This is a genomic window from Vibrio sp. 811, assembly GCF_033339195.1.
Genome location: NZ_JAWOUB010000015.1, coordinates 1 through 25,380 on the forward strand (window position 1 = coordinate 1; position 25,380 = coordinate 25,380).

At 44.0% G+C, this 25,380-nt stretch carries 23 protein-coding genes; 17 read left to right on the forward strand and 6 right to left on the reverse strand.

The genetic code is table 11. The features are described 5' to 3' along the window. Nucleotides 1–149: 149 nt before the first annotated feature. Nucleotides 150–560, forward strand: a complete 411-nt coding sequence (locus R7Q46_RS18650) for a hypothetical protein (RefSeq protein WP_033906420.1) — start codon at nucleotides 150–152, stop codon at nucleotides 558–560. Nucleotides 561–674: 114 nt separating this feature from the next. Here R7Q46_RS18650 and R7Q46_RS18655 read toward each other — a convergent pair whose 3' ends face one another. Continuing rightward, on the reverse strand, nucleotides 675–1,811 hold the full coding sequence (locus R7Q46_RS18655; RefSeq protein WP_318077691.1) for a multidrug effflux MFS transporter: 1,137 nt from the start codon (nucleotides 1,809–1,811) through the stop codon (nucleotides 675–677). A gap of 99 nt (nucleotides 1,812–1,910) precedes the next feature. Between R7Q46_RS18655 and R7Q46_RS18660 the strand changes: the two genes are divergently transcribed. After that, nucleotides 1,911–2,684 (forward strand): AraC family transcriptional regulator, encoded by a 774-nt coding sequence (locus R7Q46_RS18660; protein WP_137282732.1) that lies wholly within the window; start codon nucleotides 1,911–1,913, stop codon nucleotides 2,682–2,684. 90 nt (nucleotides 2,685–2,774) lie between these two features. Here R7Q46_RS18660 and R7Q46_RS18665 read toward each other — a convergent pair whose 3' ends face one another. Further along, nucleotides 2,775–3,683, reverse strand: coding sequence for a LysR family transcriptional regulator (locus tag R7Q46_RS18665; protein WP_005373334.1), 909 nt, complete (start codon nucleotides 3,681–3,683; stop codon nucleotides 2,775–2,777). Between the two features lie 135 nt (nucleotides 3,684–3,818). Here R7Q46_RS18665 and R7Q46_RS18670 point away from each other — a divergent pair, with 135 nt between their 5' ends. The 9 genes from R7Q46_RS18670 to mnhG all read left to right on the forward strand — a co-directional run bounded on the left by R7Q46_RS18670 (nucleotide 3,819) and on the right by mnhG (nucleotide 11,884). Continuing rightward, nucleotides 3,819–4,538, forward strand: coding sequence for an SDR family oxidoreductase (locus R7Q46_RS18670; protein WP_186585406.1), 720 nt, complete (start codon nucleotides 3,819–3,821; stop codon nucleotides 4,536–4,538). Between the two features lie 392 nt (nucleotides 4,539–4,930). Further along, complete coding sequence (locus R7Q46_RS18675; RefSeq protein ID WP_054574676.1) at nucleotides 4,931–5,866, forward strand: universal stress protein; 936 nt, start codon at nucleotides 4,931–4,933, stop codon at nucleotides 5,864–5,866. 109 nt (nucleotides 5,867–5,975) lie between these two features. After that, nucleotides 5,976–6,167, forward strand: coding sequence for a hypothetical protein (locus tag R7Q46_RS18680; RefSeq protein WP_005373328.1), 192 nt, complete (start codon nucleotides 5,976–5,978; stop codon nucleotides 6,165–6,167). Between the two features lie 164 nt (nucleotides 6,168–6,331). Continuing rightward, entirely contained in the window at nucleotides 6,332–9,001 is a 2,670-nt protein-coding gene (mbhE, locus tag R7Q46_RS18685; protein WP_318077694.1) for a hydrogen gas-evolving membrane-bound hydrogenase subunit E, read from the forward strand. Then, nucleotides 9,001–9,354 carry a Na+/H+ antiporter subunit C gene (locus R7Q46_RS18690; RefSeq protein WP_064369328.1) on the forward strand — a complete coding sequence of 118 codons (354 nt, stop codon included), beginning with the start codon at nucleotides 9,001–9,003 and terminating at the stop codon, nucleotides 9,352–9,354. The genes mbhE and R7Q46_RS18690 overlap by 1 nt, the downstream gene beginning before the upstream one ends. Then, nucleotides 9,351–10,847, forward strand: coding sequence for a Na+/H+ antiporter subunit D (locus R7Q46_RS18695; RefSeq protein ID WP_318077695.1), 1,497 nt, complete (start codon nucleotides 9,351–9,353; stop codon nucleotides 10,845–10,847). The genes R7Q46_RS18690 and R7Q46_RS18695 overlap by 4 nt, the downstream gene beginning before the upstream one ends. Further along, nucleotides 10,844–11,320: a Na+/H+ antiporter subunit E gene (locus R7Q46_RS18700; RefSeq protein ID WP_005373320.1), complete on the forward strand. Its 477-nt coding sequence runs from the start codon at nucleotides 10,844–10,846 to the stop codon at nucleotides 11,318–11,320. The genes R7Q46_RS18695 and R7Q46_RS18700 overlap by 4 nt, the downstream gene beginning before the upstream one ends. Continuing rightward, the gene (locus tag R7Q46_RS18705) at nucleotides 11,313–11,591 is read left to right on the forward strand and encodes a cation:proton antiporter (protein WP_005373317.1); all 279 of its coding nucleotides are present in this window, start codon (nucleotides 11,313–11,315) and stop codon (nucleotides 11,589–11,591) included. The genes R7Q46_RS18700 and R7Q46_RS18705 overlap by 8 nt, the downstream gene beginning before the upstream one ends. Continuing rightward, nucleotides 11,591–11,884 carry a monovalent cation/H(+) antiporter subunit G gene (gene mnhG / locus R7Q46_RS18710; RefSeq protein ID WP_005373314.1) on the forward strand — a complete coding sequence of 98 codons (294 nt, stop codon included), beginning with the start codon at nucleotides 11,591–11,593 and terminating at the stop codon, nucleotides 11,882–11,884. Before R7Q46_RS18705 ends, mnhG begins: the two co-directional genes overlap by 1 nt. A gap of 19 nt (nucleotides 11,885–11,903) precedes the next feature. On the opposite strand, the gene R7Q46_RS18715 is transcribed toward mnhG, so the two are convergent. Next, nucleotides 11,904–12,611 carry a GntR family transcriptional regulator gene (locus R7Q46_RS18715; RefSeq protein ID WP_005373312.1) on the reverse strand — a complete coding sequence of 236 codons (708 nt, stop codon included), beginning with the start codon at nucleotides 12,609–12,611 and terminating at the stop codon, nucleotides 11,904–11,906. 180 nt (nucleotides 12,612–12,791) lie between these two features. Between R7Q46_RS18715 and R7Q46_RS18720 the strand changes: the two genes are divergently transcribed. Both R7Q46_RS18720 and R7Q46_RS18725 read left to right on the forward strand, forming a co-directional pair. Next, nucleotides 12,792–14,120 carry a 6-phospho-alpha-glucosidase gene (locus R7Q46_RS18720; protein WP_005373308.1) on the forward strand — a complete coding sequence of 443 codons (1,329 nt, stop codon included), beginning with the start codon at nucleotides 12,792–12,794 and terminating at the stop codon, nucleotides 14,118–14,120. A 55-nt stretch (nucleotides 14,121–14,175) separates the two neighbouring features. Next, nucleotides 14,176–15,726 (forward strand): alpha-glucoside-specific PTS transporter subunit IIBC, encoded by a 1,551-nt coding sequence (locus tag R7Q46_RS18725; protein ID WP_017633701.1) that lies wholly within the window; start codon nucleotides 14,176–14,178, stop codon nucleotides 15,724–15,726. A gap of 176 nt (nucleotides 15,727–15,902) precedes the next feature. On the opposite strand, the gene R7Q46_RS18730 is transcribed toward R7Q46_RS18725, so the two are convergent. From R7Q46_RS18730 to R7Q46_RS18740, 3 genes are all read right to left on the reverse strand, one after another. Beyond that, nucleotides 15,903–17,930, reverse strand: coding sequence for an acetoacetate--CoA ligase (locus tag R7Q46_RS18730; RefSeq protein ID WP_262629873.1), 2,028 nt, complete (start codon nucleotides 17,928–17,930; stop codon nucleotides 15,903–15,905). 86 nt (nucleotides 17,931–18,016) lie between these two features. Continuing rightward, complete coding sequence (locus R7Q46_RS18735) at nucleotides 18,017–18,943, reverse strand: electron transfer flavoprotein subunit alpha/FixB family protein (RefSeq protein ID WP_017820355.1); 927 nt, start codon at nucleotides 18,941–18,943, stop codon at nucleotides 18,017–18,019. Continuing rightward, nucleotides 18,940–19,692 (reverse strand): electron transfer flavoprotein subunit beta/FixA family protein, encoded by a 753-nt coding sequence (locus R7Q46_RS18740; RefSeq protein WP_017633698.1) that lies wholly within the window; start codon nucleotides 19,690–19,692, stop codon nucleotides 18,940–18,942. Before R7Q46_RS18740 ends, R7Q46_RS18735 begins: the two co-directional genes overlap by 4 nt. 155 nt (nucleotides 19,693–19,847) lie before the next feature. Here R7Q46_RS18740 and R7Q46_RS18745 point away from each other — a divergent pair, with 155 nt between their 5' ends. The 4 genes from R7Q46_RS18745 to R7Q46_RS18760 all read left to right on the forward strand — a co-directional run bounded on the left by R7Q46_RS18745 (nucleotide 19,848) and on the right by R7Q46_RS18760 (nucleotide 25,373). Then, nucleotides 19,848–21,485: an electron transfer flavoprotein-ubiquinone oxidoreductase gene (locus tag R7Q46_RS18745; protein WP_151515678.1), complete on the forward strand. Its 1,638-nt coding sequence runs from the start codon at nucleotides 19,848–19,850 to the stop codon at nucleotides 21,483–21,485. Nucleotides 21,486–21,727: 242 nt separating this feature from the next. Next, on the forward strand, nucleotides 21,728–22,528 hold the full coding sequence (locus R7Q46_RS18750) for an ABC transporter ATP-binding protein (protein WP_005373297.1): 801 nt from the start codon (nucleotides 21,728–21,730) through the stop codon (nucleotides 22,526–22,528). Beyond that, on the forward strand, nucleotides 22,528–24,480 hold the full coding sequence (locus R7Q46_RS18755; protein WP_151515677.1) for a long-chain fatty acid--CoA ligase: 1,953 nt from the start codon (nucleotides 22,528–22,530) through the stop codon (nucleotides 24,478–24,480). Before R7Q46_RS18750 ends, R7Q46_RS18755 begins: the two co-directional genes overlap by 1 nt. Beyond that, a complete protein-coding gene (locus R7Q46_RS18760) occupies nucleotides 24,480–25,373 on the forward strand; it encodes a branched-chain amino acid ABC transporter permease (protein ID WP_005373295.1) in 894 nt (297 codons plus the stop codon). The genes R7Q46_RS18755 and R7Q46_RS18760 overlap by 1 nt, the downstream gene beginning before the upstream one ends. The last annotated feature ends 7 nt before the right edge of the window (nucleotides 25,374–25,380 follow it).

The window sequence follows — 25,380 nt, forward strand, 5'->3', positions numbered from 1 at the left end:
TGGCGCTGGACTAAACAAAGGCCCCCTTTTAGGGGGCTCACACAAAGCCACCTTCTTTAGAAGGTGGTAATTTACTTTCTTTAAAATAAAGTATGGTCTCCCTCCTTTTAAAGTGGTAAGTGTTGAATAATTCAACAGTGGTTAGGTAAATGAATAAAATAACTAAACTCGCTTTGGCTTTGTCCGTATTGACATCTATTGTTGGGTGTCAACTGGTGTCAAATACGCCGATGCAATCGACAGCAACGAAGGAAATAATTGAAAAAGCAAAGGCAGAGTTTGATGGACAACGTTTTTATAAGTTGAATGAATATGATGAAGAAATCAACGTTTCAGATGACGGGGTCATTACCTTCAAGTCTTACTTACCACGCAGCGGCGGCTATGAATGGGTACCAATTGTGATACGCGATACTAGTTTTCGTGTTTCTTGCGATTATTTCAGTGAATATGTTGAAGCTGGAATGGTTGTTCAGGTTCAGTTTGTAGGTAAACGCGGGCGCATTGAAAATTACGACAAGCAACGTTGTGAAGAGTTTGGCGAGCCAACATGGCAATAAGATCTATGGATAATTAAAGCGCCGACAGGCGCTTTTTATTTACGTTTTAGTTAACCGTTAGAAAAGATGTAGACCAATCTTCGGAAGATTAGGCAAGCAATGCGTAGTATCTGGTCACAAGTTGGTATGAACTTGCCTTTTAGAAAACGCTAATAAAATCGCTAAACAGCTACATGATAATAGAACGACACCTAAGTTTTGTACTGTTCCAGCCATCGCTAATCCCGTCCCGATCATGATGTAGTACATGAGCCCAAATAAAGCGCCTGCGCTGCCAACCTGTTGTTTATAATTAACGAGTGCATCACTGAGTATGTTGGGTATCGCAATCCCATAAGACATGACGACTAACACCATTGGAGCAACAAACCAGATTGATTGGTTCAGAATCAACACACCGACTGATCCAACGCTAATCAATATTGCTGAGAACCAAAGTAGCTGGCTTTTTCGAACATTTTTGGACACTAGGGATTTGTTTAAATAACTTCCAAGCAGAGTGCCTAACCCCAGTACCATGCCACTGTATCCAAATTGTTCGGAGTTATACCCAAGTACTGAGAAAGTAAATGCGCCAAGCTGGTAATAAGAAAATAGAGCAATGTTATACAAAGCAACCAGTAATCCTGAGCGCCAAATTCGCGCGTCTCTTACCATTTTCCAGCTAAGTTGATGCAACCGTACTGGTGTCTGTTCCTTCTGTGTTTCAGGAAGCTTAACAACGTTGTAAGCGAGCAATACTAACGCGATTAAAAACAAGGCAAAAAACACATAACGGTATCCACCAAGCGCTGTAAGCTGCCCGCCTAATAGCATGCCAACTACCGGGCTGATTGATATACCCATCCCCATTAAGCTAAAGACTTTACTCAGTTCTTGACCGTCAAACGCGTCACGAAGCATGGTCTGTGTGACAACGGATCCTACCGCGATACCAAATGCGCTTAGGGCTCGCGCGGTCATGACAACAGCAAAGCTTTCGGTTTGAGTTGCGAGTAAAGATGCGCAACCATAGATAAAGAGCCCAATAAGCATGGTGGGCCTTCTTCCCAGTTTATCTGCGAGAACTCCCCAAACTACAACGCCAATGGCAAAAGCTAGGAAGTAAATCGACAATGTTTGGGCTGCTTGTGCGTGGTTTACATCAAATGATAGAGCGATTGAGCTCAACGCTGGGCTATAGATGGTTTCTACAATTTGCGGAAACATCAACATGACCAGCATGAGCCATAAAGAGGGCTTAGTATTCATATTGTTACCCATCGTTAATGAAGTTGGCGGGCAGTATAAATGAGGCTATGATTGATCTAATAACAACATAAAAACCAAATACATCAACATTCGGACAAAATGGCGCTTATTAACGAAAAAACACAATTTGATGCAGACAAAATTTCTAATTGTGTAGTGGGAATTGCTGCGGATATTGGAAAGCACGACTCAGGTATGCATATGCACAAGAAAGGGCAGTTATTGTACGCACCTCAAGGTTGTATGAGTTTTGCTCTGGAAGACTCGATTTGTATTTTGCCACCGACAAAGGCGGTTTGGATCCCACCTAATACGCCGCATCGCGCACTAATGACGAATGTGGTGGCGTACCGATCTTTGTATTTTGATTGTGAGGAGTTTGCCTGTCCGAGTAAGATCACGATGATAGAAGTGAATAATTTACTCCAAGCTCTTATTGATAAAATGTCATTTTGGGAGTGGGATAAGCCTAGCAGCGAGATGGTAAATACGACGGCACTTTTTTGGGAGGAGTTTTATGCTGCGAAACGTTATTCGTTTCAGTTGCCTTTGCCATCGCATCGGCGCTTAACAACGTTTCGTCGAGAGTTGGTTGAACCTTCATTTCTAGCTCCTTCGCTTACTACTCTTGCAAGCAAAGTTGGGGCAAGCACCAAGACGGTAACACGATTATTTAAGTCGGAAACGGGAATGAATTATCAAGATTGGCGGCAACAGTGGAGGCTTTTAAAAGCAGTTGAATTGTTATCAACGGGCATGCCAGTCAGCGCAGCTGCCGATTGGCTGGAGTTTTCGTCAGACAGTGCTTTTATTGCATTTTTCAAAAAGCAAACTGGACAAACACCTCTGACGTTTATGAAAACCAAACCTTAAGCGTCAAAATGCTCACACTCTTTCTAGAACAAACCCCAGGTTCACAGGCTCAGCCTATAAAGCATACATAGACAGGTACCAACGTGCAGGTTACTTGTCTTTACTCTGCAGTTTGCGAAAGTATTGCGTGGTAAAATCAACAAAGGCTCGGATGCGTTTTGGTTGATGTCGGTCGTGATGATAAAGGAGTGAAAATTCCACACTCGGAATGCTCCAATTGGTAAACACTTCTTTTAGCTTGCCTGTCTGGAGTTCTTGTTGACAATAAAGTGCTGGCACACGGATGATGCCATTTCCCGCCAAGGCTGCTTTTATCATTACTCTGCCACTCTTACATCGTAACTGTCCACGTATCTGGTGTTCCGTTGACTGCTTTGTATTCGTGTTCTCAAATGCCCACCGTGTCACACTACCTGTCAAACAAACGTGTTTTTCTAAGTCCTTTGGATGCGAAGGATAGCCATATGTTTCTAAATAGTTTGGGCTTGCGTATGTCCCCATTTCCACATCGATCAGTTTGCGAGCGATAAAGTTGGAGTCGTCTAACTTTCCCATTCGAAAAGCGATATCGAATTCATCCGCGATTAAATCGACACGATGGCTACTAAAATCTAAGTTAATGCTCACTTGTGGGTGTTGGATTAGAAATTGAGCAACGATATCTGCGACAACGTCTTCTCCTAAATAGCCCCCCACACAGTTGATACGAATGTCACCTCTTAAGTCTTCTACATCATCAACCACTGCCATAACAGCTTGATCAATATTGTGAAGGGCAGTTTCACACTGTTTATACAGAACCTTGCCTGCTTCGGTGAGGTTCAGTGTTCGAGTGGTCCTTTGTAGCAAAGTGACACCAATCTGTTGCTCCAGATTTGTTATTTGACGTGAAACGTGTGAGCGAGAAACGCCAAGTTGCTCTGCTGCTTTCGTGAAGTTTCCTAGTTGAGCGATTAGGACGAAGGAGCGAATATCCGCAAGGTTGATGTGTGTTTGCATGATGACTTCTTCATAATTCAAAAAAGTATTGTTGCAGTATAACAACAGTGTTTCAACTAGGTCGGTATATATCAACAAACAAAGTTTTCTTAAACTTACCGCCACTGATGTAAACCGTTCGATTAAGGATTCAAAATGAAAAAGTTAATTGTTATTACAGGCGCTAGTTCAGGCATTGGTGAAGCGATTGCACGTCACTTCAGTGAGCAGGGCCATGCTCTTCTTTTGTTAGCAAGACGTGTAGAACGTTTGGAAGCATTAAACTTACCAAATACGCTTTGTGAAAAGGTAGATGTGACCGACAAAGCTTCTTTTGAGGCTGCAATTGAGAAAGCTGAAGCGTTGTATGGTCCGGTCGATGCACTTGTAAATAACGCAGGCGTTATGCTTCTCGGTCAGATAGATACTCAGGAACCATCGGAGTGGAAGCGCATGTTTGATGTGAACGTAATTGGCTTACTCAATGGCATGCAGTCCGTCCTAGCACCTATGAAAGCACGTAACAGTGGTACGATCATTAACATCAGCTCTATTGCGGGCAAGAAAACATTCCCTGATCATGCCGCTTACTGCGGTACCAAATTTGCGGTTCATGCGGTTTCTGAAAACGTACGTGAAGAAGTTGCATCATCGAATGTTCGCGTTACGACGATTGCACCTGGTGCAGTGGAAACGGAATTACTTTCACATACAACGTCTCAAGATATTAAAGATGGCTATGACGCCTGGAAGGTGGATATGGGCGGCGTGTTGGCCGCAGATGACATCGCACGAGCAGTGCTGTTTGCTTATCAGCAACCGCAAGGAGTATGTGTTCGTGAAATTGCTTTGGCACCGACAAAACAACAACCTTAACATTGAGTTACGGCGATTTTAGGTCGCTAAAGCCGTAAATTTTTTATACCGATTCGTGATTGAGATGGCATCTTTAAACTAAGTTGCGTGAAAATTTAGGCCATCCATTTAAATCCGGACACTAAGTGTGTTATTGCTTATACCCAAGTTACTCAAGGTGAGAAAAAACTTTGAGTAATTTGGGTTTTTATTTGGTCTCAACTTTAGGTAGCGGAATTTATTTAGGTCGAAGGCGATAGTTGTGAAGAAAGGAGAGTGTGACGTAAAACAAAATGAAGCAATATCCGTCTCTTAATGAGAATTGATTTCATCAACGTCACAAGCCGTTACAATTATCCGTTAGGTATTATACTTTGTGGGTGGTTAATATTTAACCAAACAAGGAGGTGTGTATGAAACGATTCGCAAACATACTTTTTGCAACACAAGGATTGCCAGGCCATAGTGACGCCCTCGAACAAGCGATGAGGATTGCATCTAGCAACAAAGTGCCTGTCTCAGGGCTAATAGCGTGTCCTGATTTCCCAACAGACATGATCCAGTATCAGCAAAGTTATGAGCAATCGCTGCAAGACTCCCTCAAACAAAGTATTCACGAATACAGACAGAAGCTGGGACTCACTGAAGAGGATCTCGCATTTCCTCTTACTGTGAAAAGCAGTGAAAAGCCCGCTGTCTGTATTATTCAAGAAGCATTAGCTGATAACAAAGATCTCATCATCAAAGAAGCTGAACCGCTCGGTGAAGGTGCTGAGGGTTTCAAAGCTATTGATATGACTCTGTTACGAAAATGCCCTTGTCCGCTTTGGTTGCACCGACCAATTGATAAGCCAAGAGATAAGCGCCGTGTTGCTGTGGCTATCGACCCATTAACGGCAAGCGATGAACAGCACTCATTAGCCGTGCGTTTACTCGAATTATCGCGTTCGATAGCCGACACCTGCGATAGTCGTTTACACGTGATTTCTTGCTGGGAGTATTACTTAGAAAACTACCTTAATGGTAACGCTTGGATTCAAGTCGATGATGCTGAGTTGAAACATGAACTCGACAAAGCAAAAGCCGATCATAAACAAGCTCTGCAACAGCTGTTGGAGGAGTCTGGGATTACAGGTGAAATTGTGATTCACCACCTGCATGGAAAACCCGACGAAAAGATTCCAGATTACGTAGAGAGTATTGAGGTAGACGTGCTGGTAATGGGAACCTTAGCGAGAACTGGTATATCTGGCTATGTCATTGGTAATACGGCTGAAAATATTTTGCAATCGATTAACTGTAGTTTGGTCGCTCTTAAGCCCGATGGTTTTGTCTCACCGATTCAGTAATTGGGGTGTAACAAAGTTGGGTTTAAGTGATGTTTTAGGTAAAGGAGGGAGATGGATCTCTAGAACATGGAATTATCAATGTATCAATAAGTTATCAGAGGAGAGTGACATGAAAAACCTATGCCCGAAATGCCACACAGAAATGATAGAACGTTCGAATGTTTATGTTTGTCCGAGAAATGATATCGGTGACTGCACCTACGATGCATTCGAGTTAGCTGATGACGATAATCCATATACATTCAGCCAAGAACACGTAAGTAGTGACCTACGTTCTTATGCCGTAGCAGACAGCAAATAGCGGTTTGTATCGGCGTTCCTCTAAGTAGCACTCAGTGATTACTGTTTGCTACTTTTCCCTTGGTTTCATGATCGTTTTTGAAGCGCTTGGGCTAAAACAATACAGTGGAGTTTGTCATTTGCGCCGGATAGGGCGTATCTTCTTATAATAACGAATGGGCTGCGATGTTGAATAACATAACGGGTAAAGAAAACCTGCCGAAAAACCTAGATAATCAGTTGGTCTTACTGATTTTCCCTGCGCTGCCAGTTTTAATCTTCTCTTTTCTCTTCTATATCTATACTCCTGCAGGCGTGAGCTGGAATGCGGAATGGATACCAAGCCTCGATATCAACCTTAGCTTTAGATTAGATGGTCTTTCATTTCTTTTTGCGGGACTGATCAGTGGGATTGGCGCACTGATTCAAATCTACGCGTTGGCTTATTTACGAGAAAGTGATAGCCGGTTTTCCTTTCATTTGTATCTAACCCTATTCATGCTTGCCATGCTAGGGATTGTGATGAGCGATAACATTCTGTTGTTATTTGTTTTCTGGGAACTCACCACCATCACTTCTTACTTACTGATCGGGTTTAATCACGAAAATAAAACGTCTCGGAAAAACGCCTTGCAGTCGCTGATTGTTACCGGTGCTGGTGGACTAGCGTTGCTAGCTGGTCTTATCTTGCTGGGAGCAATGGCAGGGAGTTATGAGCTAAATACCATTATCGAGCAGGCAGACACTATTGCGCAGCATGAATGGTTTATCCCATCTCTAGTGCTCATACTACTCGGTGCATTTACTAAATCTGCGCAATTCCCGTTTCATTTTTGGCTACCTAACGCGATGGCAGCTCCCACTCCGGTCAGTGCGTATTTACACTCGGCAACAATGGTAAAGGCAGGCATTTACCTATTAGCACGTTTATCGCCAGTTTATGCCCACAGCGAGATCTGGTTTTATGCTTTAGTCATCACTGGGAGTATCACGGCCATTTGGTGCACATTTGTCGCATTAAAACAAACTGACTTGAAGCTGATGCTAGCCTACAGCACGAATGTTGCTTTGGGTAAATTAACATTATTACTAGGTATGGGCACAGATTTGGCCGTTAGTGCAGTATTGATGTTTATTCTCGCTCACTCTTTCTATAAAGCTGCGCTGTTTATGGTGGTGGGTAATATCGACAAAGCGACAGGAACACGAGATATTGATCAATTGTACGGTCTGAAGTCAGTTCTCGTCATCAGCATGGTTGCGGGGAGTTTAGCTGCATTGTCTAAAGCGGGGTTCCCGCCGTTGTTAGGCTTTTTGAGCAAAGAATACATGTACAAGTCCGCAGTAGAGCTCAATAGCTGGATCGCCTTTGTACTTTTAATCGTGAATATACTGATGGTCGCGCTAACCATTATGCTTATTGCGAGACCATTCTTTGCTCGCCGTGGTCTCGTGCCGATTGAAACTAAGCCAGTTGAGACAAAAAAAACCATGTGGATCTCGCCTTTGCTCCTGGCTCTTGGCAGTCTCCTGGTCCCGTTATTCGGTTTAAATTGGTTAGATCGCAATATTATTTTTCCGGGCTCTGCTGACATTCTGCCCACAGCAGCTCTTAAAGAGACATCACTATGGCATGGCGTGAATGTACCGTTAGTGTTAAGCGTTATTACGCTAGCGTTGGGGTATGTGGTGTACCGTGTTTATCCTACTGTGTCTGCATTTTTTCAGCGGTTACATCTATTCGTCCCCAAAGCGGAGAATATTTTTGAACGACTATTAGATGGCATGATGACAGTGGCGAAGTGGCAAACGGCGCGGTTACAGCAAAAGAAATTGAGTCGCTATGTCCTATTATTTTTCACGGTACTTGCCGTTGCGTTACTGAGTCAGGTAGCGCTTATTCCTCTGCCTTTGGTTGGCGAACTTTCAAGTGTCACTTTCTATGAGATTGGTATTGCCTTATTGTTGATTGGTGCTGCGCTCGTATGTACGTTGTCCCACGCAAGACTTCTTGTGATTTCTGCGCTTGGTATGATTGGCTTCATGACTACGCTTGTTTTTATGATTTATAGCGCCCCGGACGTTGCGAAGACTTTACTGTTAGTGGAAACATTAATGGTGGTCTTTCTTGCATTGTTAATGCGTCATATGCCGCGTCTAACCACCGTGCCCAAGCATTCAATAAAACGTAAAGTAGCGAATATTTGCATAGCAGGTGTGATAGGAGTTTCGGTTACTTTACTTTTGTTAGGAATCACGTCTCAGCCGATGGACTCTTCGGTGTCAGATTTCTTTGCAGAAAACAGTGTCCCGGGTGGACATGGGCGAAACATTGTTAACGTTATTCTGGTCGACTTTCGCGCATTTGATACATTGGGAGAAGTTGTCGTCGTTGTTATTGCTGGGATTGCGGCAGTGAGTTTGCTTAAGACAAGAGCGAAAAAGCAAAATCGTATCCAATCATTAATTTTTGCAACCACGGCACACATCGTTTCGGCACTCATGCTCGTATTTTCAGTGTATCTATTGTTACGTGGTCATAATGAACCGGGTGGTGGCTTTATTGGTGCGTTGATTGCCGTTATTGGCTTATCACTTCTCATGTTCGCGGAATCACCGAAATACGTTCGTTCTAGGTTGTATTTCAAACCATTTCTCATTGCGTTATCTGGCATCGCATTGAGCTTAGTTTCTGGTGCTTTGAGCTTTGCGTTTGATAAACCGTTTTTGACCGGACTGTGGTGGAAAGACGTGATACCACTAGGGACGCCATTGGTTTTTGATGTTGGTGTTTACCTTGCCGTTATAGGTGGCGTGATGGGTATGCTGCTTCGTATTAATGAGGAGCTAGAGTGATGGAAGTAGTTTGGAGTGTTGTCGTTGGAGTATTTGTCGCAGCAGGTGTTTATTTAATGCTTGAAAAGCATATCTTGCGCCTTTTGTTCGGCATCATGTTACTCAGTAGTGCGGTTAACCTTGCTATTTTTACCGCTGGAAGGCTGACGCCCGGAGAGCCGCCATTGATTGGCGATAATGCTCTTTTACCACCAGATAGCGCGGCAAATCCTTTACCTCAAGCGCTTATCTTAACTGCGATAGTCATCGGTTTTGGACTACTTATTTTTGCTTTAATGCTGTTCTATCGAGCTTATAAAGACACTGGAACTGCAAACGTCGATGAAATGCAACGTTCTGAGGAGGGTCAATGAGTTCGATTTTGCTTACGTTACCGGTTGTTCTATCGCTGAGTACGGCGTTGACTATCTTCTTCGTCCGTCGCTCAACAAAAAGTGTTGAGTGGTTGAGCGGTGTAAGTGCGATTTCGAACCTTTTCGTTGCGGGCTTTCTCACAGAAAACATCATAAATAATGATATTCAAGCCGTTGCTTTTGGTCAGTGGAGTGCGCCATTTGGTATCGTGTTTGTCGCAGATTACCTCAGCGTTGCTATGGTGATGATAACGGCGGTGATTGGTGCGATATGTGTTTTCTACGCGATGGCGGACCTTCACCGAAAGCCCTCCTATAGCAATTACCATGCGCTAATGCACGTGTTGCTTGCTGGCGTTTATGGCGCTTTCCTGACTGGAGATATTTTTAATCTGTATGTTTGGTTTGAGGTCATGCTCATTTCATCATTTGGTTTAATGGTGTTAGATGCAACGAAAACTCAAGTTGATGGTGCAGTAAAGTACGTGATGTTGAACCTGATTTCGACGCTGGTATTTTTACTTGCTATCGGTTTATTGTATGGCGCAACGGGCACCTTGAACTTGGCCGATCTCTACACCAAAGTTGCGGAAAATGAATTGAGCATCAACATGATGCTGTCCGCGCTATTTTTGTTTGCCTTCTCTATTAAAGCGGCACTCTTTCCTTTATTTGCTTGGTTGCCCGCTTCTTATCACACGTTGCCAAGCGGTGTGGTGGCACTGTTTGCCGCGTTGCTTACTAAAGTCGGTGTATACGCGTTGATAAGAGTCTTCACCTTAGTATTTCCGCTCGCCGAGAGTGGCTGGCAACCGACGTTAATTTGGGTCGCAGGGCTAACCATGTTAACGGGCGTTTTAGGAGCGGCTAGCCAATTCGACATTAAGAAAATTCTTTCTTTTCATATTATTAGCCAAATAGGCTATATGATCATGGGGTTGGCTATTTACACTCCCTTAGCTTTAGCCGGTGCCATTTTCTACATTGTTCATCACATCATTGTAAAAGCGAATTTGTTCTTAATAGGTGGATTCATCGAGCGCAAATATGGCTCTAGTCAACTTGAACATTTGGGTGGGGTATATAAAGCTATGCCTTGGTTGGCGTTCTTGTTTCTTGTGCCTGCGTTTTCTCTGGCCGGTTTTCCACCGCTATCGGGTTTCTGGGGAAAGCTATTGGTCATCAAGTCGAGCATACAGGCTGAATATTACTGGTTAGCAGGTACCGCGTTATTGGTGGGGTTGCTTACTGTCTACTCGATGACGAAAATTTGGAGTGAGGCATTTTGGAAAAAGCCATTTAGAGAGAAGCCAGAACAGACTCTGCAGGCCAAAGTACATTGGTTGTACTGCGTTCCAATTATTGTATTGACAACGTTGACGCTAATCATTGGCTTAGTGGCGGAGCCTTTTTATCAATTTTCCGTTCAAGCTGCAGAACAACTGTTAAATCCGACTGAATACATCAGAGTGGTGTTAGGAGGAAATACATGATCTATCTATTCCTCAATTTTTTCTTAGCGTTAGCGTGGATGATGCTTAATGGCAGCTATTCGAGTCTGAATTTTGTCGTCGGATTTACGGTCGGTTTTTTTGCTTTAAGGTTGAGTCAACCATTTGGATTGAAAACGAGCTATTTTCAACGTTTTGCATCTGCATTGAAGTTATTGGTGTACTTCGCTTATGAAATGGTTATATCGGTTGCGAAAGTGGTGTGGGACGTCGTGACACCTACTCATTTGAGTCAGCCTGATATCGTTTATGTCCCTCTGGAGGTCGATTCTGATCTAGAAATCACATTACTGGCGAACATGGTTTCTTTAACACCGGGCACGCTTAGTTTGGATGTTACGGCTGATAAAAAGTATCTTATCGTTCATGCCATGTTTGCACCTGAACATGAAGAGGTTATTCGCGGAATTAAAGATGGGTTAGAGCATCGAATTTTGGAGGTGACGCGTGGATAGTTGGCTGCAAATAACGGTCACTTTTGCCTATTCTGGGCTACTACTCAGCTTTGTTATGGCTTTTGCTCGTTTAATTCTAGGACCAACGCTAGCTGATCGAGTTGTGGCGTTAGATCTGATTTCATTTATCACTATCGGATTTATTACGGTTTACACCTTAGACAGCGGTGAGGACGCTCTGTTAGACATCGCCATTACATTAGGTTTGGTCGCATTTCTCGGCACGATCGCATTTGCACGTTTGATCGTTAAAAGAAAGGAGAAAGAATAATGGACGTGTTGATTGGACTATTTTTATGCTTAGGAACATTGTTGACCTTGGTTGCAAGTCTAGGTGTCCTGAGGCTTCCTGATTTGTATACCCGAATGCATGCAGCGACCAAAGCTGGAACTGTCGGAGTGAGCTGCTTGTTATTAGCGGTCGCTTTCTCACTCCCTGAAGTTACCGTGATCTCTCGGGTTATCGGTACGATGTTGTTTATCGTTCTCACTGCGCCAGTCGCCTCCCACCTGCTCGGCAGAGCAATGCGAGAGGTCGGATATAAGATTTGGCGCAATGATTAACCATTAGCGTCGAATAGTACTACGTCCTAGTTGAAATAAACTCGAAGCTGTATTGATGAAGTCGGAAGTAATTGACGGTATATTCAAATGCACGACCATCTTCTAGGTAACCAGTGGACTCAACTTTTAGAATAGGGGAAGCTTCTGATTCATTCAGGTATGAGGCCGTCTCTGCATCTAACAAATACGGTTTGACAGACTGACTGCTTTTCGCAATTTTCAATCCTTTGCTATTTTCAATGTACTCATATTTAGAACCATTCATTATGGCTATGCTCAAGTCTGGAAATAACACTGCTGGCATATGAGTGACTTCGTAAATTTCAGGCTCATCATTAATACATCTGAGTCTATGTATTTCATATGTATCATCATTGGGCGAGAGATTTAACTGCTTAGCAACCTGCTCATTCGGCTTTTTAAGTTCGAACTTTATGACTTGAGAGCTAGGCGTTTTCCCCTGTTTACTGACTTCCTCGATAAAACCCAGCAAATGTAAGGCATCATGTTGGGCTTTTAGATCGTTTACATAAGTTCCACTACCTCTTGTCCGACTAATTAAATTATTGTCGACCAGAATTTGTAAGCTTTTTCTGATGGTTACGCGGCTTACGGAAAACTCTTCTTGCAAATCACTCTCTTTTGGAAGCATCGATTTAGGTTGTAGTTCCCCATCTTTGATCTTTTTTTCTAATCGTTCCGCAATGTCTATGTATTTGGGTTTCATAATACCTCGCTAAGTCTTGGATCATGATAGCAAGAATGTGATCTGAGATGTAGTTAATACTTTTCCTTAGAATCTTTGTGTGATTTTTATCTCGTATCTTTGTGCTTACACTTTAAATGTATCATAAAAGTATTAATACTTATTTTATACATTTTCAGGATAAACATTTGAGGTAGCGAAATGAAACGTCAAAAATTAACGATTGTTGGTGCTGGCAGTACATACACACTTGGTATGATGAACAGCCTTATTGCCGAAAAAGATAACTTTCCACTCGCAAAAGTCGTGTTTTACGACATAGATGAGAAACGCCAAGAATCGAATGCATTAGCTACTGAAATTCTATTGCGAGAACACTATCCAGAAGTTGAAGAGTTTGTTTATACAACGGATAAATCTGTCGCATTCGCAGATTCGGACTTTTTCTTTATCCAGATCCGCACTGGTGGGTTGGCCATGCGCGAGCGCGATGAACAAATCCCGCTATCCAACTCTTGTGTTGGGCAAGAGACATGTGGCGCGGGAGGAATGGCATATGGACTTCGCTCTATCGGCGACATGATCCAGCTAGTGAACGAGATCCGACAAACGTGTCCAGATGCGTGGATTCTTAATTACACCAACCCGGCGGCAATTGTCGCTGAAGCTTTAAATCGTGAATTTCCGCATGATAAGCGAATTCTAAATATCTGCGATATGCCAGCAGCGATTATGGTCAGCTATGCGCAATTGTTAGGATGTGAAATCTGGGACTTCGTTCCTGAATATTTTGGGCTTAATCACTATGGCTGGTTTACCAAAATTCGTAACAAACAGGGTGAAGACTTAACGGACAAAATTAAAAATATCATCCTAAAAGAAGGGATCAGTGCGGTTGATGCGGAAATAGCGGATGACCCATCGTGGCAAGCCACATTCAAAAACATGAGAACAATGCTTGCTGATAATCCAGAGTTTTTGCCGAATACGTATCTTCAATACTATTTGTACCCTGAAAAAATGGTGGCGAAAGAGGATATCAATAATACTCGCGCAAGGCAGGTAATTAACGGCCGTGAGAAACGAGTGTTCGAATTGAACGCAAGAATAATTGAAGCGGGCACCACGAAGCACGAAACACTGCATGCCGATATCCATGGTCGATACATGGTGAGAGTCGCGGCTTCGCTAGCCTACAACTTGAGCGATGTGTATCTCGTCATCGTACCGAATAATGGTGCTATTACAAATTTACAAAATGACGCCATGGTAGAAGTTCCAGCTGCGCTAACTAGTGATGGACCGAAAGCTTTTACTGTAGGAAAAATCCCAACCTTCCAAAAAGCAATGATTGAGAGCCAACTTGGTTACGAGAAATTAGTCGTGGATGCTTGGTACGAAGGAAGTCAGCAAAAGCTGATTAATGCACTCACACTTAACCGTACCGTGGTTAATGTGCCAAAAGCTAAAGAAATAACAAAACAATTACTAGAAGAAAATAAAGCCTACCTTCCTCAATTTTTTCAATAACAACTGGACGTTCGGGGCCTACTTGTAGGCTCCGTGAATGAAACAAGAGGTTTATATGAAAGACATTATTCAAAGGTTCGGAGCCGCGATGTTTGTTCCCGTTCTATTATTTCCAGCAGCGGGCATGTTATTGGGTTTCTCTGTTGTGCTGTTAAATCAAGAAGTGTTTCCTTGGGCACTAGAGGGGAGTGCTTGGGTTAAAGTCTCGACGATCATTTTACAGGCATCTCTCGCTGTATTTAAAAATATGGCACTTATTTTTGCCGTTGGGTTACCTATCGCTTTAGCTAAAAAAGCATCTGGTCGCGCTGTACTTGCAACACTCGTTTCCTACATTACGTTTAACTACGTTATTGGTGGAATCCTTCAATTTTGGGGACCAGAACTGGGCGTGAACTATACGGAAGGTGAGCGAGGTTTGACTGAAGTTGGTGGCATTCTAACGCTTGATACCAACTTACTAGGTGCCATTTTAATTGCAAGTCTCTCTGTTTGGGTTCACAACCGATTCTTTGATAAAAAGCTACCGGATTGGGCGGCTGTATTTGGCGGAACGCCATTGGTTGTGATCATTAGTTTCCCCATTATGGTCGTGATGGCAATTCTAACTTGTTTGACTTGGCCAAGTATTCAGCATGGTATTAACAATCTGCAATCATTTTTGGTTTCTGCTGGATCGTTAGGGGTATGGCTATTTACGTTTTTAGAGCGAATCATGATACCAACGGGGTTGCATCATTTCGTATATGGTCCCGTTTTTTATGGGCCAGTTGCAGTCGATGGCGGAACGGTTGCCTATTGGATTCAAAATATACAGACATTCGCCCAGAGCTCGGAAAGTTTAACGACACAATTTCCTCAGGGTGGTTTGATGTTGACGGGAATGGGTAAAGTGTTTGGTTGTACGGGTATCGCACTAGCACTCTATTCAGTTGCGAAAAAAGAAAATAAAAAGATGGTGATGGGGTTAGTGCTCGGAGCCGCAATCACAGCAATTCTTACAGGGATCACCGAACCAATAGAGTTTACATTCTTATTTATCGCACCTGCGCTGTTTGCTTTGCATGCGTTGTTATCTGCGACAATGGCAACGATCGCCTTTATGTTTGGTGTTTCCGGTAACTTTCAGACTGGCTTGATAGACTTCATTTTCCAAAACTGGTTGCCTTTGGCTGGTAACCATGCGGGAACATACGTGATTCAGATTATTATTGGTCTCATGTTTACTGGTGTTTACTTTGTTACGTTTCGCGCGCTTATTTTAAAATACAACATACTTACTCCGGGACGTGAAGGTGCAGATAGTAAGTTGTATTCAAAAGCTGACTACAAAGAAGCGAAAGCGGTCCATAACAGTAGCGCAAGTCCGTCACAAGCTAGTGCCTTTATTGAAGGTTTGGGTGGAAAAGAAAACATTGAATTGTTAACTAATTGCGCGACGCGTCTGCGTGTTAAAGTTAAAGATGTCTCTCTTGTAAAGGAGAACGCATTTTTCACACAGCACGGAGCGGTGAATATTGTTAGAAATCAAGAGAGCCTTCAAATCATCGTTGGTTTAACGGTGCCACAAGTTCGCGAAGATATGAGCCAACTGATAAAAGCTTAACCCCCAACTAATGCTCCCGCTCATATGGCTCAAAGGTGAGATAGAATTATCTCACCTTTTTTGTGTACATGAAGCATATTTCGCTCAGTTTCCACGAAAGTGGGGAGGAGTTACCGAGCGAGCTAAAATATAGTTAGGTTATACCCGTCTGTATTGTTGGAAGACTTGTTGAGTCTCTAAGTGACTGTGGCGCCTTCTATGTTGAAAAGCGTTTTAATTTCTTCCAGCACTTCTGGGTTAGCAATAGCACCAATGTTTTTTACAGCTTGTCCGTTTACCAATTGTTTCACTGCTAGCTCAACCAATTTGCCTGAGCGCGTTTTAGGAATATCACTGATAGCAAAAATTTGTCGTGGGACATGGCGCGGTGAACATTTTGTTTTCAATGTTTGGCGAATTGAATCGGTGAGTTGTTGGGTTAACTCGACGTTGTGAGCGAGTTTTACTAATAACCAGATTTCTTCAGACTGCTGGTTTAACTTGCCGACAGCGATGGAGTCTTCAACCTCGGGTAACGCGTTCACTTGTTGGTAGATTTCAGCGGTACCGATTCGTACGCCGCCTGGATTTAAGGTTGCGTCACTACGGCCATAAAAAATAAAGCCGCCATGTTCGGTTTGCATCACATCGTCGCCATGGTGCCAGATATCGGTAAACTTGCTCCAATAAGCGTTGTGATAACGTTCGCCGTTGTCGTTCCAGAAGCCAATAGGGAAGTTAGGTAGCGAGTTATTACAAGTCAGTTCGCCGCGTTTTTGCGTAATAGCATGTCCACCATCCTCTAGAACACGTGCGTCGATTCCTAGCCCTGCGCCTTGGCATTCACCTTTGTAAACTGGTGAAATAGGGTTTCCAAGTACAAAGCATCCGCAAATATCTGTGCCGCCAGCGATAGAAGCGAGATGCAAGTCCTGCTTGATGTGCTGATAGACATAATTAAATTGTTCTGGGTAAAGCACCGAACCAGTTGAGCACAGAGTTTTGAGTGACTTCAGGTTATGTTCTAGTTTTGGAGAGCAGTTTGCCTGCTCCAGTGCCTCTAAGTATTTCGCTGAAGTACCAAACAGCGACACGTTATGTTCTTCAGCTAATCGCCATAAGACGGAGTGATCAGGGTAAACCGGACTACCGTCGTAAATCACTAAGGCTGCACCACTCGCAAGAGCGGAAACATGCCAGTTCCACATCATCCAACCACATGTTGTGTAGTAGAAAACCTTGTCTTGCGATTTGATGTCGCAATGCAGTTGATGTTCTTTGAGGTGATTGAGCAAGGTACCGCCTGCGGAATGGACAATACACTTAGGTTGACCTGTTGTACCAGAAGAATACAAAATGAATAACGGGTCATTAAACAGCGTTGGTTGATATTGAATTGATTGTGGAGAAAAGTGGTGAGTAATATCGGACCAAGAAACAAACTCAGAAGTGCTAGCACTCTCAGCGTTTTGTAAATATTCGATTTGGCATACGCTAATAGTAGTCTCTTCGGAGGCACTGCTTAACTTACTACTAAGAGTGGTGTTCTTGTCCGTCATATCGAAAGCTTTGCCTCCGAACTGGTAGCCATCACAGCAAAAAAGAACTTTCGGCTTGACCTGACCAAAACGCTCTACGACGCTATCGATACCAAAATCAGGAGAGGTTGAAGTCCAAATGGCACCAAGACTGGTGGTGGCCAGCATGGCAATAACGGTTTCAGGAAGGTAGGGCAAATAACCCGCAACGACATCGCCTTTACCGACACCACAATTGAGTAGCCATTGTTGAATGGCGGAAACTTGTTCAAGCAACTGTTTACCGGTGAGTTGTCGGTGTTCACCGCTTTCATTGCTAAAAACAATAAACTCACGCTCTGGTGATTGTTCAGCCTGAGATAGGAGGTTCTCTGCGTAGTTCAGCGTGGCGTCAGCAAACCATACTGTGTCTCTATTTACATGGTGATGATTAGAACCTGTTTGTGTCCATTTGGGACTGCCAAGGCTCTTGATTTGCGAACCCATATCTCCGATTACGTTGCAAAACTGCCAAGTATGTCGCCAAAATTCATCATTGTGCTCAATGGACCACTGGTGTAGAGACGTGTAATTGTTGATTACGGTACCTTCGGCTTTGTCTTTATTAACCTTTTCGATGAACCGTAATAAGTTGCTATTGCTGACGCGCTCAGCAGATGGTGACCAAATAGGTGCAGATTTTGGCATAGGTCCCTCTAATTTCAATTCTTTTGAATATGACCAAAACAAAATAAAGGGGCGAACATAGCAGTGTTCGCCCCTTATCTGATAGTTTAAAGTTGTTCGGCAAGCTGAGGTAGTACCTCGAATAAATCACCAACCAATCCATAGTCGGCAACTTCAAAGATAGGAGATTCTGGATCTTTGTTGATCGCGACAATCACTTTGGATTCCTTCATTCCTGCAAGATGCTGGATGGCACCGGAAATCCCAACCGCTATATAAAGCTTAGGTGCAACGATTTTACCGGTTTGACCCACTTGTAAGTCGTTGGCAACAAACCCGGCATCAACCGCCGCGCGAGAAGCGCCAATGGCAGCACCTAGTTTATCGGCAACTTGTTCGATCAACGCGAAGTTCTCTTTGCTACCGACCCCGCGTCCACCTGACACAACCACCTCTGCCGCGCTTAATTCAGGACGTTCTGACACGGTTTTATCGACAGAAACCAATTCAACCATTGGAGCTGAGATAGTGACCTGCTGATGCTTAATATCAGCTTGGTTGTGACAAGTAACCGGCTCAAACGCAGACGCGCGCACGGTGATGACGCGAACCTTGTCGCTGGTGGTCACTTTGGCAAATGCGTTTCCTGCATAAATAGGGCGGATAAAAGTGTTTTCATCGATAACTTGGACAATATCGGAAATTTGCCCAACGCCGAACTTCGCTGCTACTCGCGGTGCAAGGTCTTTCCCTTTTGATGATGAGCTAGCCCAGATTGCGTCAAAGCCTTCAGCAATACTCACTACAATAGGTGCGATACTCTCGGCAAATTGATGCTTAAGTTGTTCATCATCGACACAAATTACGTTTGATATACCATCAACGCGACAAGCTTGCTGAGCGACTTCTTCACACTGGTGGCCCACTACGATCAAAACATTGTCTTGGCTGACTTGTTTTGCTGCATTAACCACTTTGAGTGTGTCCGCATGCAATTGGTTATTGTCATGTTCTGCTATGATTAAGTTCTTCATGAAATCACCTTCGCTTCGTTACGCAGCTTATCGAGAAGCTCTGAGACAGATTCAACCTTGATGCCACCTTTTCTTTGCGCTGGCGGTGTGACTTCTTGAATGGTTTGGCTAAATACCACTTCAACACCCAGACTGTCAGGTGTGATGGTATCTAACGGCTTGCGCTTAGCTTTCATGATATTAGGCAAAGAGGCAAAACGCGGTTCATTCAGGCGTAAGTCAGTACTGATCACCGCAGGTAAGTTCATCGCGACCGTCATCAAGCCGCCGTCCACTTCTCTCACGACCTGAACTTTTTGATCTTCAATCTTCACGTCGGAAGCGAAAGTTGCTTGAGGCCAGTCAAGTAGGGCGGCCAGCATCTGAGCCACTTGGTTGTTGTCAGTATCAATGGATTGTTTACCCGTAATCACAAGCTGTGCTTGTTCTTGCTCAACCAGAGCTTTGAGCAGCTTAGCGACGACCAATGGCTCTATTTTGTCTTCAGTATCGATATGAATAGCGCGATCGGCACCTAACGCAAGCGCAGTACGTAGTTGCTCCTGACACTGGCTACCGCCGGCACTGACAACGATGACTTCATCTGCAATACCTTGCTCCTTTAGTCGTACGGCTTCTTCAACGGCTATTTCGCAAAATGGATTAATCGTCATCTTGACGTTATTGGTTTCAACATCGCTATGGTCCGCTTTCACGCGAACTTTAACGTAGGGATCAATGACCCTTTTGATTGGCACTAGTATTTTCACGTTAGATTCCTTTTACAGTGAAGACTATGTGTTTACAGTGAAGACGATGTGATGACGTCTTTAAAATGATGTTAATTTACCTTTACGTTTGCGTCAACTTTAAATATATTGTTGATTAACAAGTTGGCAACATGCAAAGAAAAAGGAATGCAATCATGGAAAGAGACTGCATGGAATTTGATGTTCTGATTGTAGGCGCTGGTCCCGCAGGTTTGTCTGCGGCATGCCGAATCAAACAATTAGCAGCAGAAAAAGAACAAGACCTCTCTGTTTGCGTGGTAGAAAAAGGCTCTGAAGTTGGAGCGCATATTTTATCGGGCGCGGTGTTTGAAACGCGAAGTTTGGATGAGCTTTTTCCCGACTGGGAAGAGAAAGGCGCTCCGCTCAATACCAAAGTAAACCAAGATAAAACCTACTATCTAGGCAATGAAATCAATGGTCATGAACTGCCTTCTTGGGCGATGCCTAATACGTTACATAACAAAGGTAATTACATCATAAGTTTGGGCAGTCTATGCCGATGGATGGCGTTGCAGGCTGAGAACTTGGGGGTGGAGGTCTACCCAGGTTTTACCGCCAGTCAAGCGATCATCGATGAAGATAGTCGTGTTTGTGGCGTGATCACGGGCGATATGGGATTAGATAAAAATGGTGAACAAAAAGGAAATTTCGAACCTGGTATTGAACTGCGAGCGAAGTTTACTTTATTTGCTGAAGGCGCACGGGGGCATATTGGTAAGCAGTTGATTAACCGATTTAATCTTGCTGAAGAGAAAACTCCTCAACATTACGCTATCGGTTTTAAAGAGCTGTGGGAAATCCCATCAGAGCAGCATCAGCAAGGTTTAGTAGTGCACGGATTAGGCTGGCCGTTATCAAACGAAGCCACAGGTGGCAGCTACCTCTACCATTTAGAGGGAAACCAAGTTGCCGTCGGGTTGATTGTTGACTTGAACTATAAGAATCCGTACTTGAGTCCATTCGATGAATTTCAGCGTTTTAAACATCACCCGATGATTGAGCAATACCTCAAAAATGGTAAACGAATTAGTTATGGTGCAAGGGCGATCACTAAGGGTGGCTTTCATTCGCTTCCCACTCAGCAATTTGCTGGTGGTTTATTAATTGGATGCGATGCTGGAACACTAAATGGAGCCAAAATCAAAGGCACGCACACCGCAATGAAATCTGGCATGCTTGCCGCCGAAGCTGTCGTTGAAGCCCTTGATAATCAGGTGATTACCGCTGACTATCAAAAACACTTCAAACAGTCTTGGCTGTATGAAGAGCTTTATCAAGCACGTAACTTCTCAAGTGGAATCCACCGCTTTGGATCGTGGCTGGGCGGTGGTTTAGCGCTGCTGGAACATAACGTGTTAAAAGGTAAAGCTAAGTGGCATATCCGCTGTGATAAGCCTGATCATCAGTCTCTGTTATTGGCGGAAAACAGCAATGAAATTGTCTATCCGAAGCCTGATGGCGTGTTAAGTTTCGATCGCCTCTCTTCCGTTTATCTATCCAATATCTTCCATGAGGAAGATCAACCATGCCACTTACGACTGGAGAACCAGCGGATCCCTATTGAGCAGAACCTTGAATTATATGCAGAGCCAGCACAGCGCTATTGTCCGGCTGGCGTGTATGAAATCGTACAGGGGGAGCAGCAGCCAGAGCTGCAAATAAATGCGGCCAACTGTATCCACTGTAAGACCTGCGACATCAAAGATCCAAGTCAAAATATTACCTGGACTCCGCCAGAAGGTGGTGGTGGTCCGAACTATCCAAATATGTAAGCGTTTGAGAATAATTTTTATTAACAATTTATTTACTTAAAGTTTGCGTTAGTTCAAATCTTTCTCGATGAACTCGATTGCAACTTAATCTTTCAGGCACTATTCTGATTTTAAATTGACGTTTACGTAAACTGAATACAAAGTTGATGCATAGGTGTAAAAGCGGTTACCAGTATCAAAGTTAGGTTTGATCAAATAGTGCTCAATGGAACGCACTTAAAATAACGAAAGGGAGATCAACTATGGTATCGGAATCGCCTCTGTTGCAGGTAAACGATATTTCATTGGCTTTTGGTGGGGTGAAAGCTTTAACTGACGTGAGCTTCCATGTGAATGAAAAGGAAATTTTTTCAATCATTGGTCCAAACGGTGCAGGTAAAACCTCAATGCTCAATTGCATCTCTGGTCGATACACACCAAACAAAGGCTCTGTAATCTTCGCTGGAGATGATGTAACTAAACGGACACCTAGCCAACGAGCTGAGTTAGGGTTGGGAAGAACCTTCCAAAACTTAGCGCTCTTTTCTCACATGTCGGTACTGGACAACATCATGGTTGGCCGACACCACCTACTAAAAAACAACTTCGTCACGGGGCCACTCTATTGGTTCTCTAATGCGCAGAAAGAAGAGATGGCGCACCGCAAATATGTGGAAGACGTGATCGATTTTCTAGAAATCCAGCACATCCGAAAAGCGACTGCAGGCACGCTATCTTACGGCTTACGTAAGCGTGTAGAGCTTGCTCGTGCCATTGCCTTAAAACCTAAGTTATTGCTGCTTGATGAACCAATGGCAGGAATGAACTTGGAAGAAAAGGAAGACATGGCACGTTACATCATGGATCTGAATGAAGAATTAGATATCACGATCATCATGATTGAGCACGACATGGGCGTGGTCATGGACATCTCTAATCGCGTTTTGGTTTTGGATTTCGGGAAACACATTGCTACGGGTGAGCCTGAAGAAGTGATGGCCAACCCACATGTGAAACAAGCGTACTTAGGCGAAGAGCTACCGACATTAGAGGAGAGTGCATAATGGCACAGCAACATAATGATTGGGCAGATATAACCCGCTTAGATACCTTTCCAAAAGTGTTGCAACACAATGCCAAGAACTGGCCCGAACAAGTCGCAATGCGTGAAAAGGAGTTTGGTATATGGCGAGAGTTCACTTGGAAGGATTATGAAAACCGCGTCAAGTGGATGGCACTGGCACTACAAGATTTAGGTATTGGCGAACAAGATGTCGTTGGTTTGCTAGGTGATAACCGTCCTGAATGGGTATGGGGCGAGTTAGCGGCACATGCGATCAAAGGTTTCTCGCTGGGCATCTATCAAGATTCTATGCACGAAGAGGTGGCGTACCTTATCAACTATGCCAAAGCAAAAGTCGTGATTGCCGAAGATGAAGAGCAATGCGACAAGCTGCTTGAGCTTGGTGATGAAATTCCTAGCGTTGAATACATTATTTACTGCGATCCTCGTGGAATGCGTAAATACGATGATCCAAGATTGATTGATGTTGAACAGGTCTACAAAAAAGGTCAGCTGATTGATAAAGCGGACCCAGACAAATATCTCAATATGGTTGTTGAAACCAAAGGCAGCGATCTTTCAATTCTTTGTACAACGTCGGGTACGACTTCTAAACCAAAATTGGCTCTGCTACACAGTGGCACGTTCTTGGATCACTGTGCGGCTTACTTGCGTGCAGACCCTCGTTCCCCAGGCGACAACTACGTTTCTGTTCTGCCTTTGCCTTGGATCATGGAGCAGGTTTACGTGGTTGGTCAGGCGTTGATTTCTCGTCAAATCGTTAACTTTGTGGAAGAACAAGAAACCATGATGTCCGACTTGCGTGAAATCGGTCCAAACTTTGTGCTGTTAGCGCCACGTGTGTGGGAAAACATTGTGGCAGACGTGTCTGCACGAATGATGGATTCGACACCGTTTAAGCAAAAGATGTACAAACTGGGCATGAGCTTAGCCAACAAAGCGCTGGAGCAGGGTAAACGCTCTAAGTTGGCTGAATGGATTCTTCTGCGTGCTCTGCGTGACCGTTTAGGCTTTTCGAACCTGACATCTGCGGCAACCGGCGGTGCGGCGATGGGACCGGATACTTTCCGTTACCTACAAGCTATTGGTGTGCCACTTAAGCAGCTTTATGGTCAGACCGAAATGTGTGGCGCATACACCGTGCACCAAGCGGATGATGTGGATTACGATTCCGTTGGTGTTGCGTTTGATAATGCAGAAGTGAAAGTCATCAACCCGGACAGCAATGGCGTTGGTGAAATCATCGCGAAAAGTACAGGCATGTTTACTGGCTACTTAAACAACCAAGCAGCATATGATGAAGATGTTCAAGATGGTTGGATGCACACAGGCGATGCGGGCTATTTTAAAGATTCCGGTCACTTGGTGGTGATTGATCGTCTGAAAGATATGTCGGAAACCAGCCATGGCGACCGTTATTCGCCACAGTTTATCGAAAACAAACTCAAGTTCTCGCCGTTTATTGCAGAAGCCGTGGTGGTAGGTAAAGGTCGACCTTGGCTGTCTGCCATCATCTGTATTCGCTATGCGATCGTCGCGAAGTGGGCAGAGCAACGCGGCTTGGCATTTACCAACTACACCAACTTATCTGCTCAACCAGAAGTGTACCAAGCGATTCGTGAAGAAGTTCAAAAAGTGAACGAATCCCTACCGGATGCACAGAAAATCAGCAAATTCATTCTACTTTACAAAGAGTTGGATGCCGACGATGGCGAGTTAACTCGTACGCGTAAAGTGCGTCGTGGTGTGGTTGCAGAGAAATACGGAGACATCATCGAAACCATCTACAGCGACGATCCAAAAGTCGATGTCGATACAGTGATCACTTATCAAGATGGCACTAAAACACGCATTCAAACGTCGCTAGTTATTGAAACGCTTATTGAGCATGAGCCAACACTAGTGGATAGCGAACAACGGAGGATCGCATAGTGAATACGGATTTATTACTGCAACTCGTCATTAATGGCGTGATCGTTGGCATGTTGTATGGCGTTGTCGCCATGTGCTTTGTATTGATTTACAAATCGACCCAGGTGGTCAACTTTGCTCAGGGTGAGTTCTTGTTGATTGGCGCATGGGTATGTTGGGCGGCATTGGTGCACCTACAGTTACCGTTTTTTATTGGCTTTTTACTCACGCTCGCGTTCATGATGATTTTTGGTATCGCCGTGCAAACCATTGTGCTCAGACCGTTGATTGGTGAACCGATTATCTCTGTGATCATGGTGACCATCGGTCTATCGATGTTCTTCCAAGCGCTGATGAAGTGGATATTCGGTGTCTCTGCTGTTTCGTACCCGCAAGTGTTCGAAACCAACGTGGTTAATATCGGAGGTTTGAATGTTGAGTTTGCTTACATTCTGAGCTTGATCTTCTCAATGCTCATCATGGGTGCGTTCTACTGGTTCTTCAAATTCAGCAAAATGGGTCTGGCAATGCGCGCAACGGCATTTAACCAGCAAGTAGCCCAGAGTCTTGGCATTTCCATCAAGAAAGTGTTCGCCATCAGTTGGGCCATTTCGGCAATGGTATCTGCAACCGCAGGGATTGTTATCGGTATCGTTAACGGCGTATCTGACGCGCTATCCATTATTGGTATCAAAGTTTTCCCAGCCGTTATTTTAGGTGGCTTAGATTCGGTAGTCGGCGCAATTGTCGGTGGTATTACCATCGGGGTGCTAGAAAACTTGGCTGAGTTTTTTGATAGCCAATACCTGCAAGTGGGTAACTTATACAACATCGCACCATTCTATGTGCTGTTAATCATTCTTGCCTTCAAGCCATATGGCCTGTTTGGTACCAAAGATATTGAGCGTATTTAAGGAGAAA

Coding starts and splice junctions, on each gene's coding strand:
- R7Q46_RS18690 (WP_064369328.1), top strand. CDS start 9,001: ATGGAAGTAGTTTGGAGTGTTGTCGTTGGAGTATTTGTCGCAGCAGGT.
- R7Q46_RS18720 (WP_005373308.1), top strand. CDS start 12,792: ATGAAACGTCAAAAATTAACGATTGTTGGTGCTGGCAGTACATACACA.
- R7Q46_RS18665 (WP_005373334.1), bottom strand. CDS start 3,683: ATGCAAACACACATCAACCTTGCGGATATTCGCTCCTTCGTCCTAATC.
- R7Q46_RS18735 (WP_017820355.1), bottom strand. CDS start 18,943: ATGAAGAACTTAATCATAGCAGAACATGACAATAACCAATTGCATGCG.
- R7Q46_RS18755 (WP_151515677.1), top strand. CDS start 22,528: ATGGCACAGCAACATAATGATTGGGCAGATATAACCCGCTTAGATACC.
- R7Q46_RS18700 (WP_005373320.1), top strand. CDS start 10,844: ATGATCTATCTATTCCTCAATTTTTTCTTAGCGTTAGCGTGGATGATG.
- R7Q46_RS18650 (WP_033906420.1), top strand. CDS start 150: ATGAATAAAATAACTAAACTCGCTTTGGCTTTGTCCGTATTGACATCT.
- R7Q46_RS18725 (WP_017633701.1), top strand. CDS start 14,176: ATGAAAGACATTATTCAAAGGTTCGGAGCCGCGATGTTTGTTCCCGTT.
- R7Q46_RS18675 (WP_054574676.1), top strand. CDS start 4,931: ATGAAACGATTCGCAAACATACTTTTTGCAACACAAGGATTGCCAGGC.
- mnhG (WP_005373314.1), top strand. CDS start 11,591: ATGGACGTGTTGATTGGACTATTTTTATGCTTAGGAACATTGTTGACC.
- R7Q46_RS18695 (WP_318077695.1), top strand. CDS start 9,351: ATGAGTTCGATTTTGCTTACGTTACCGGTTGTTCTATCGCTGAGTACG.
- mbhE (WP_318077694.1), top strand. CDS start 6,332: ATGTTGAATAACATAACGGGTAAAGAAAACCTGCCGAAAAACCTAGAT.
- R7Q46_RS18655 (WP_318077691.1), bottom strand. CDS start 1,811: ATGAATACTAAGCCCTCTTTATGGCTCATGCTGGTCATGTTGATGTTT.
- R7Q46_RS18670 (WP_186585406.1), top strand. CDS start 3,819: ATGAAAAAGTTAATTGTTATTACAGGCGCTAGTTCAGGCATTGGTGAA.
- R7Q46_RS18745 (WP_151515678.1), top strand. CDS start 19,848: ATGGAAAGAGACTGCATGGAATTTGATGTTCTGATTGTAGGCGCTGGT.
- R7Q46_RS18730 (WP_262629873.1), bottom strand. CDS start 17,930: ATGCCAAAATCTGCACCTATTTGGTCACCATCTGCTGAGCGCGTCAGC.
- R7Q46_RS18715 (WP_005373312.1), bottom strand. CDS start 12,611: ATGAAACCCAAATACATAGACATTGCGGAACGATTAGAAAAAAAGATC.
- R7Q46_RS18750 (WP_005373297.1), top strand. CDS start 21,728: ATGGTATCGGAATCGCCTCTGTTGCAGGTAAACGATATTTCATTGGCT.
- R7Q46_RS18660 (WP_137282732.1), top strand. CDS start 1,911: ATGGCGCTTATTAACGAAAAAACACAATTTGATGCAGACAAAATTTCT.
- R7Q46_RS18680 (WP_005373328.1), top strand. CDS start 5,976: ATGAAAAACCTATGCCCGAAATGCCACACAGAAATGATAGAACGTTCG.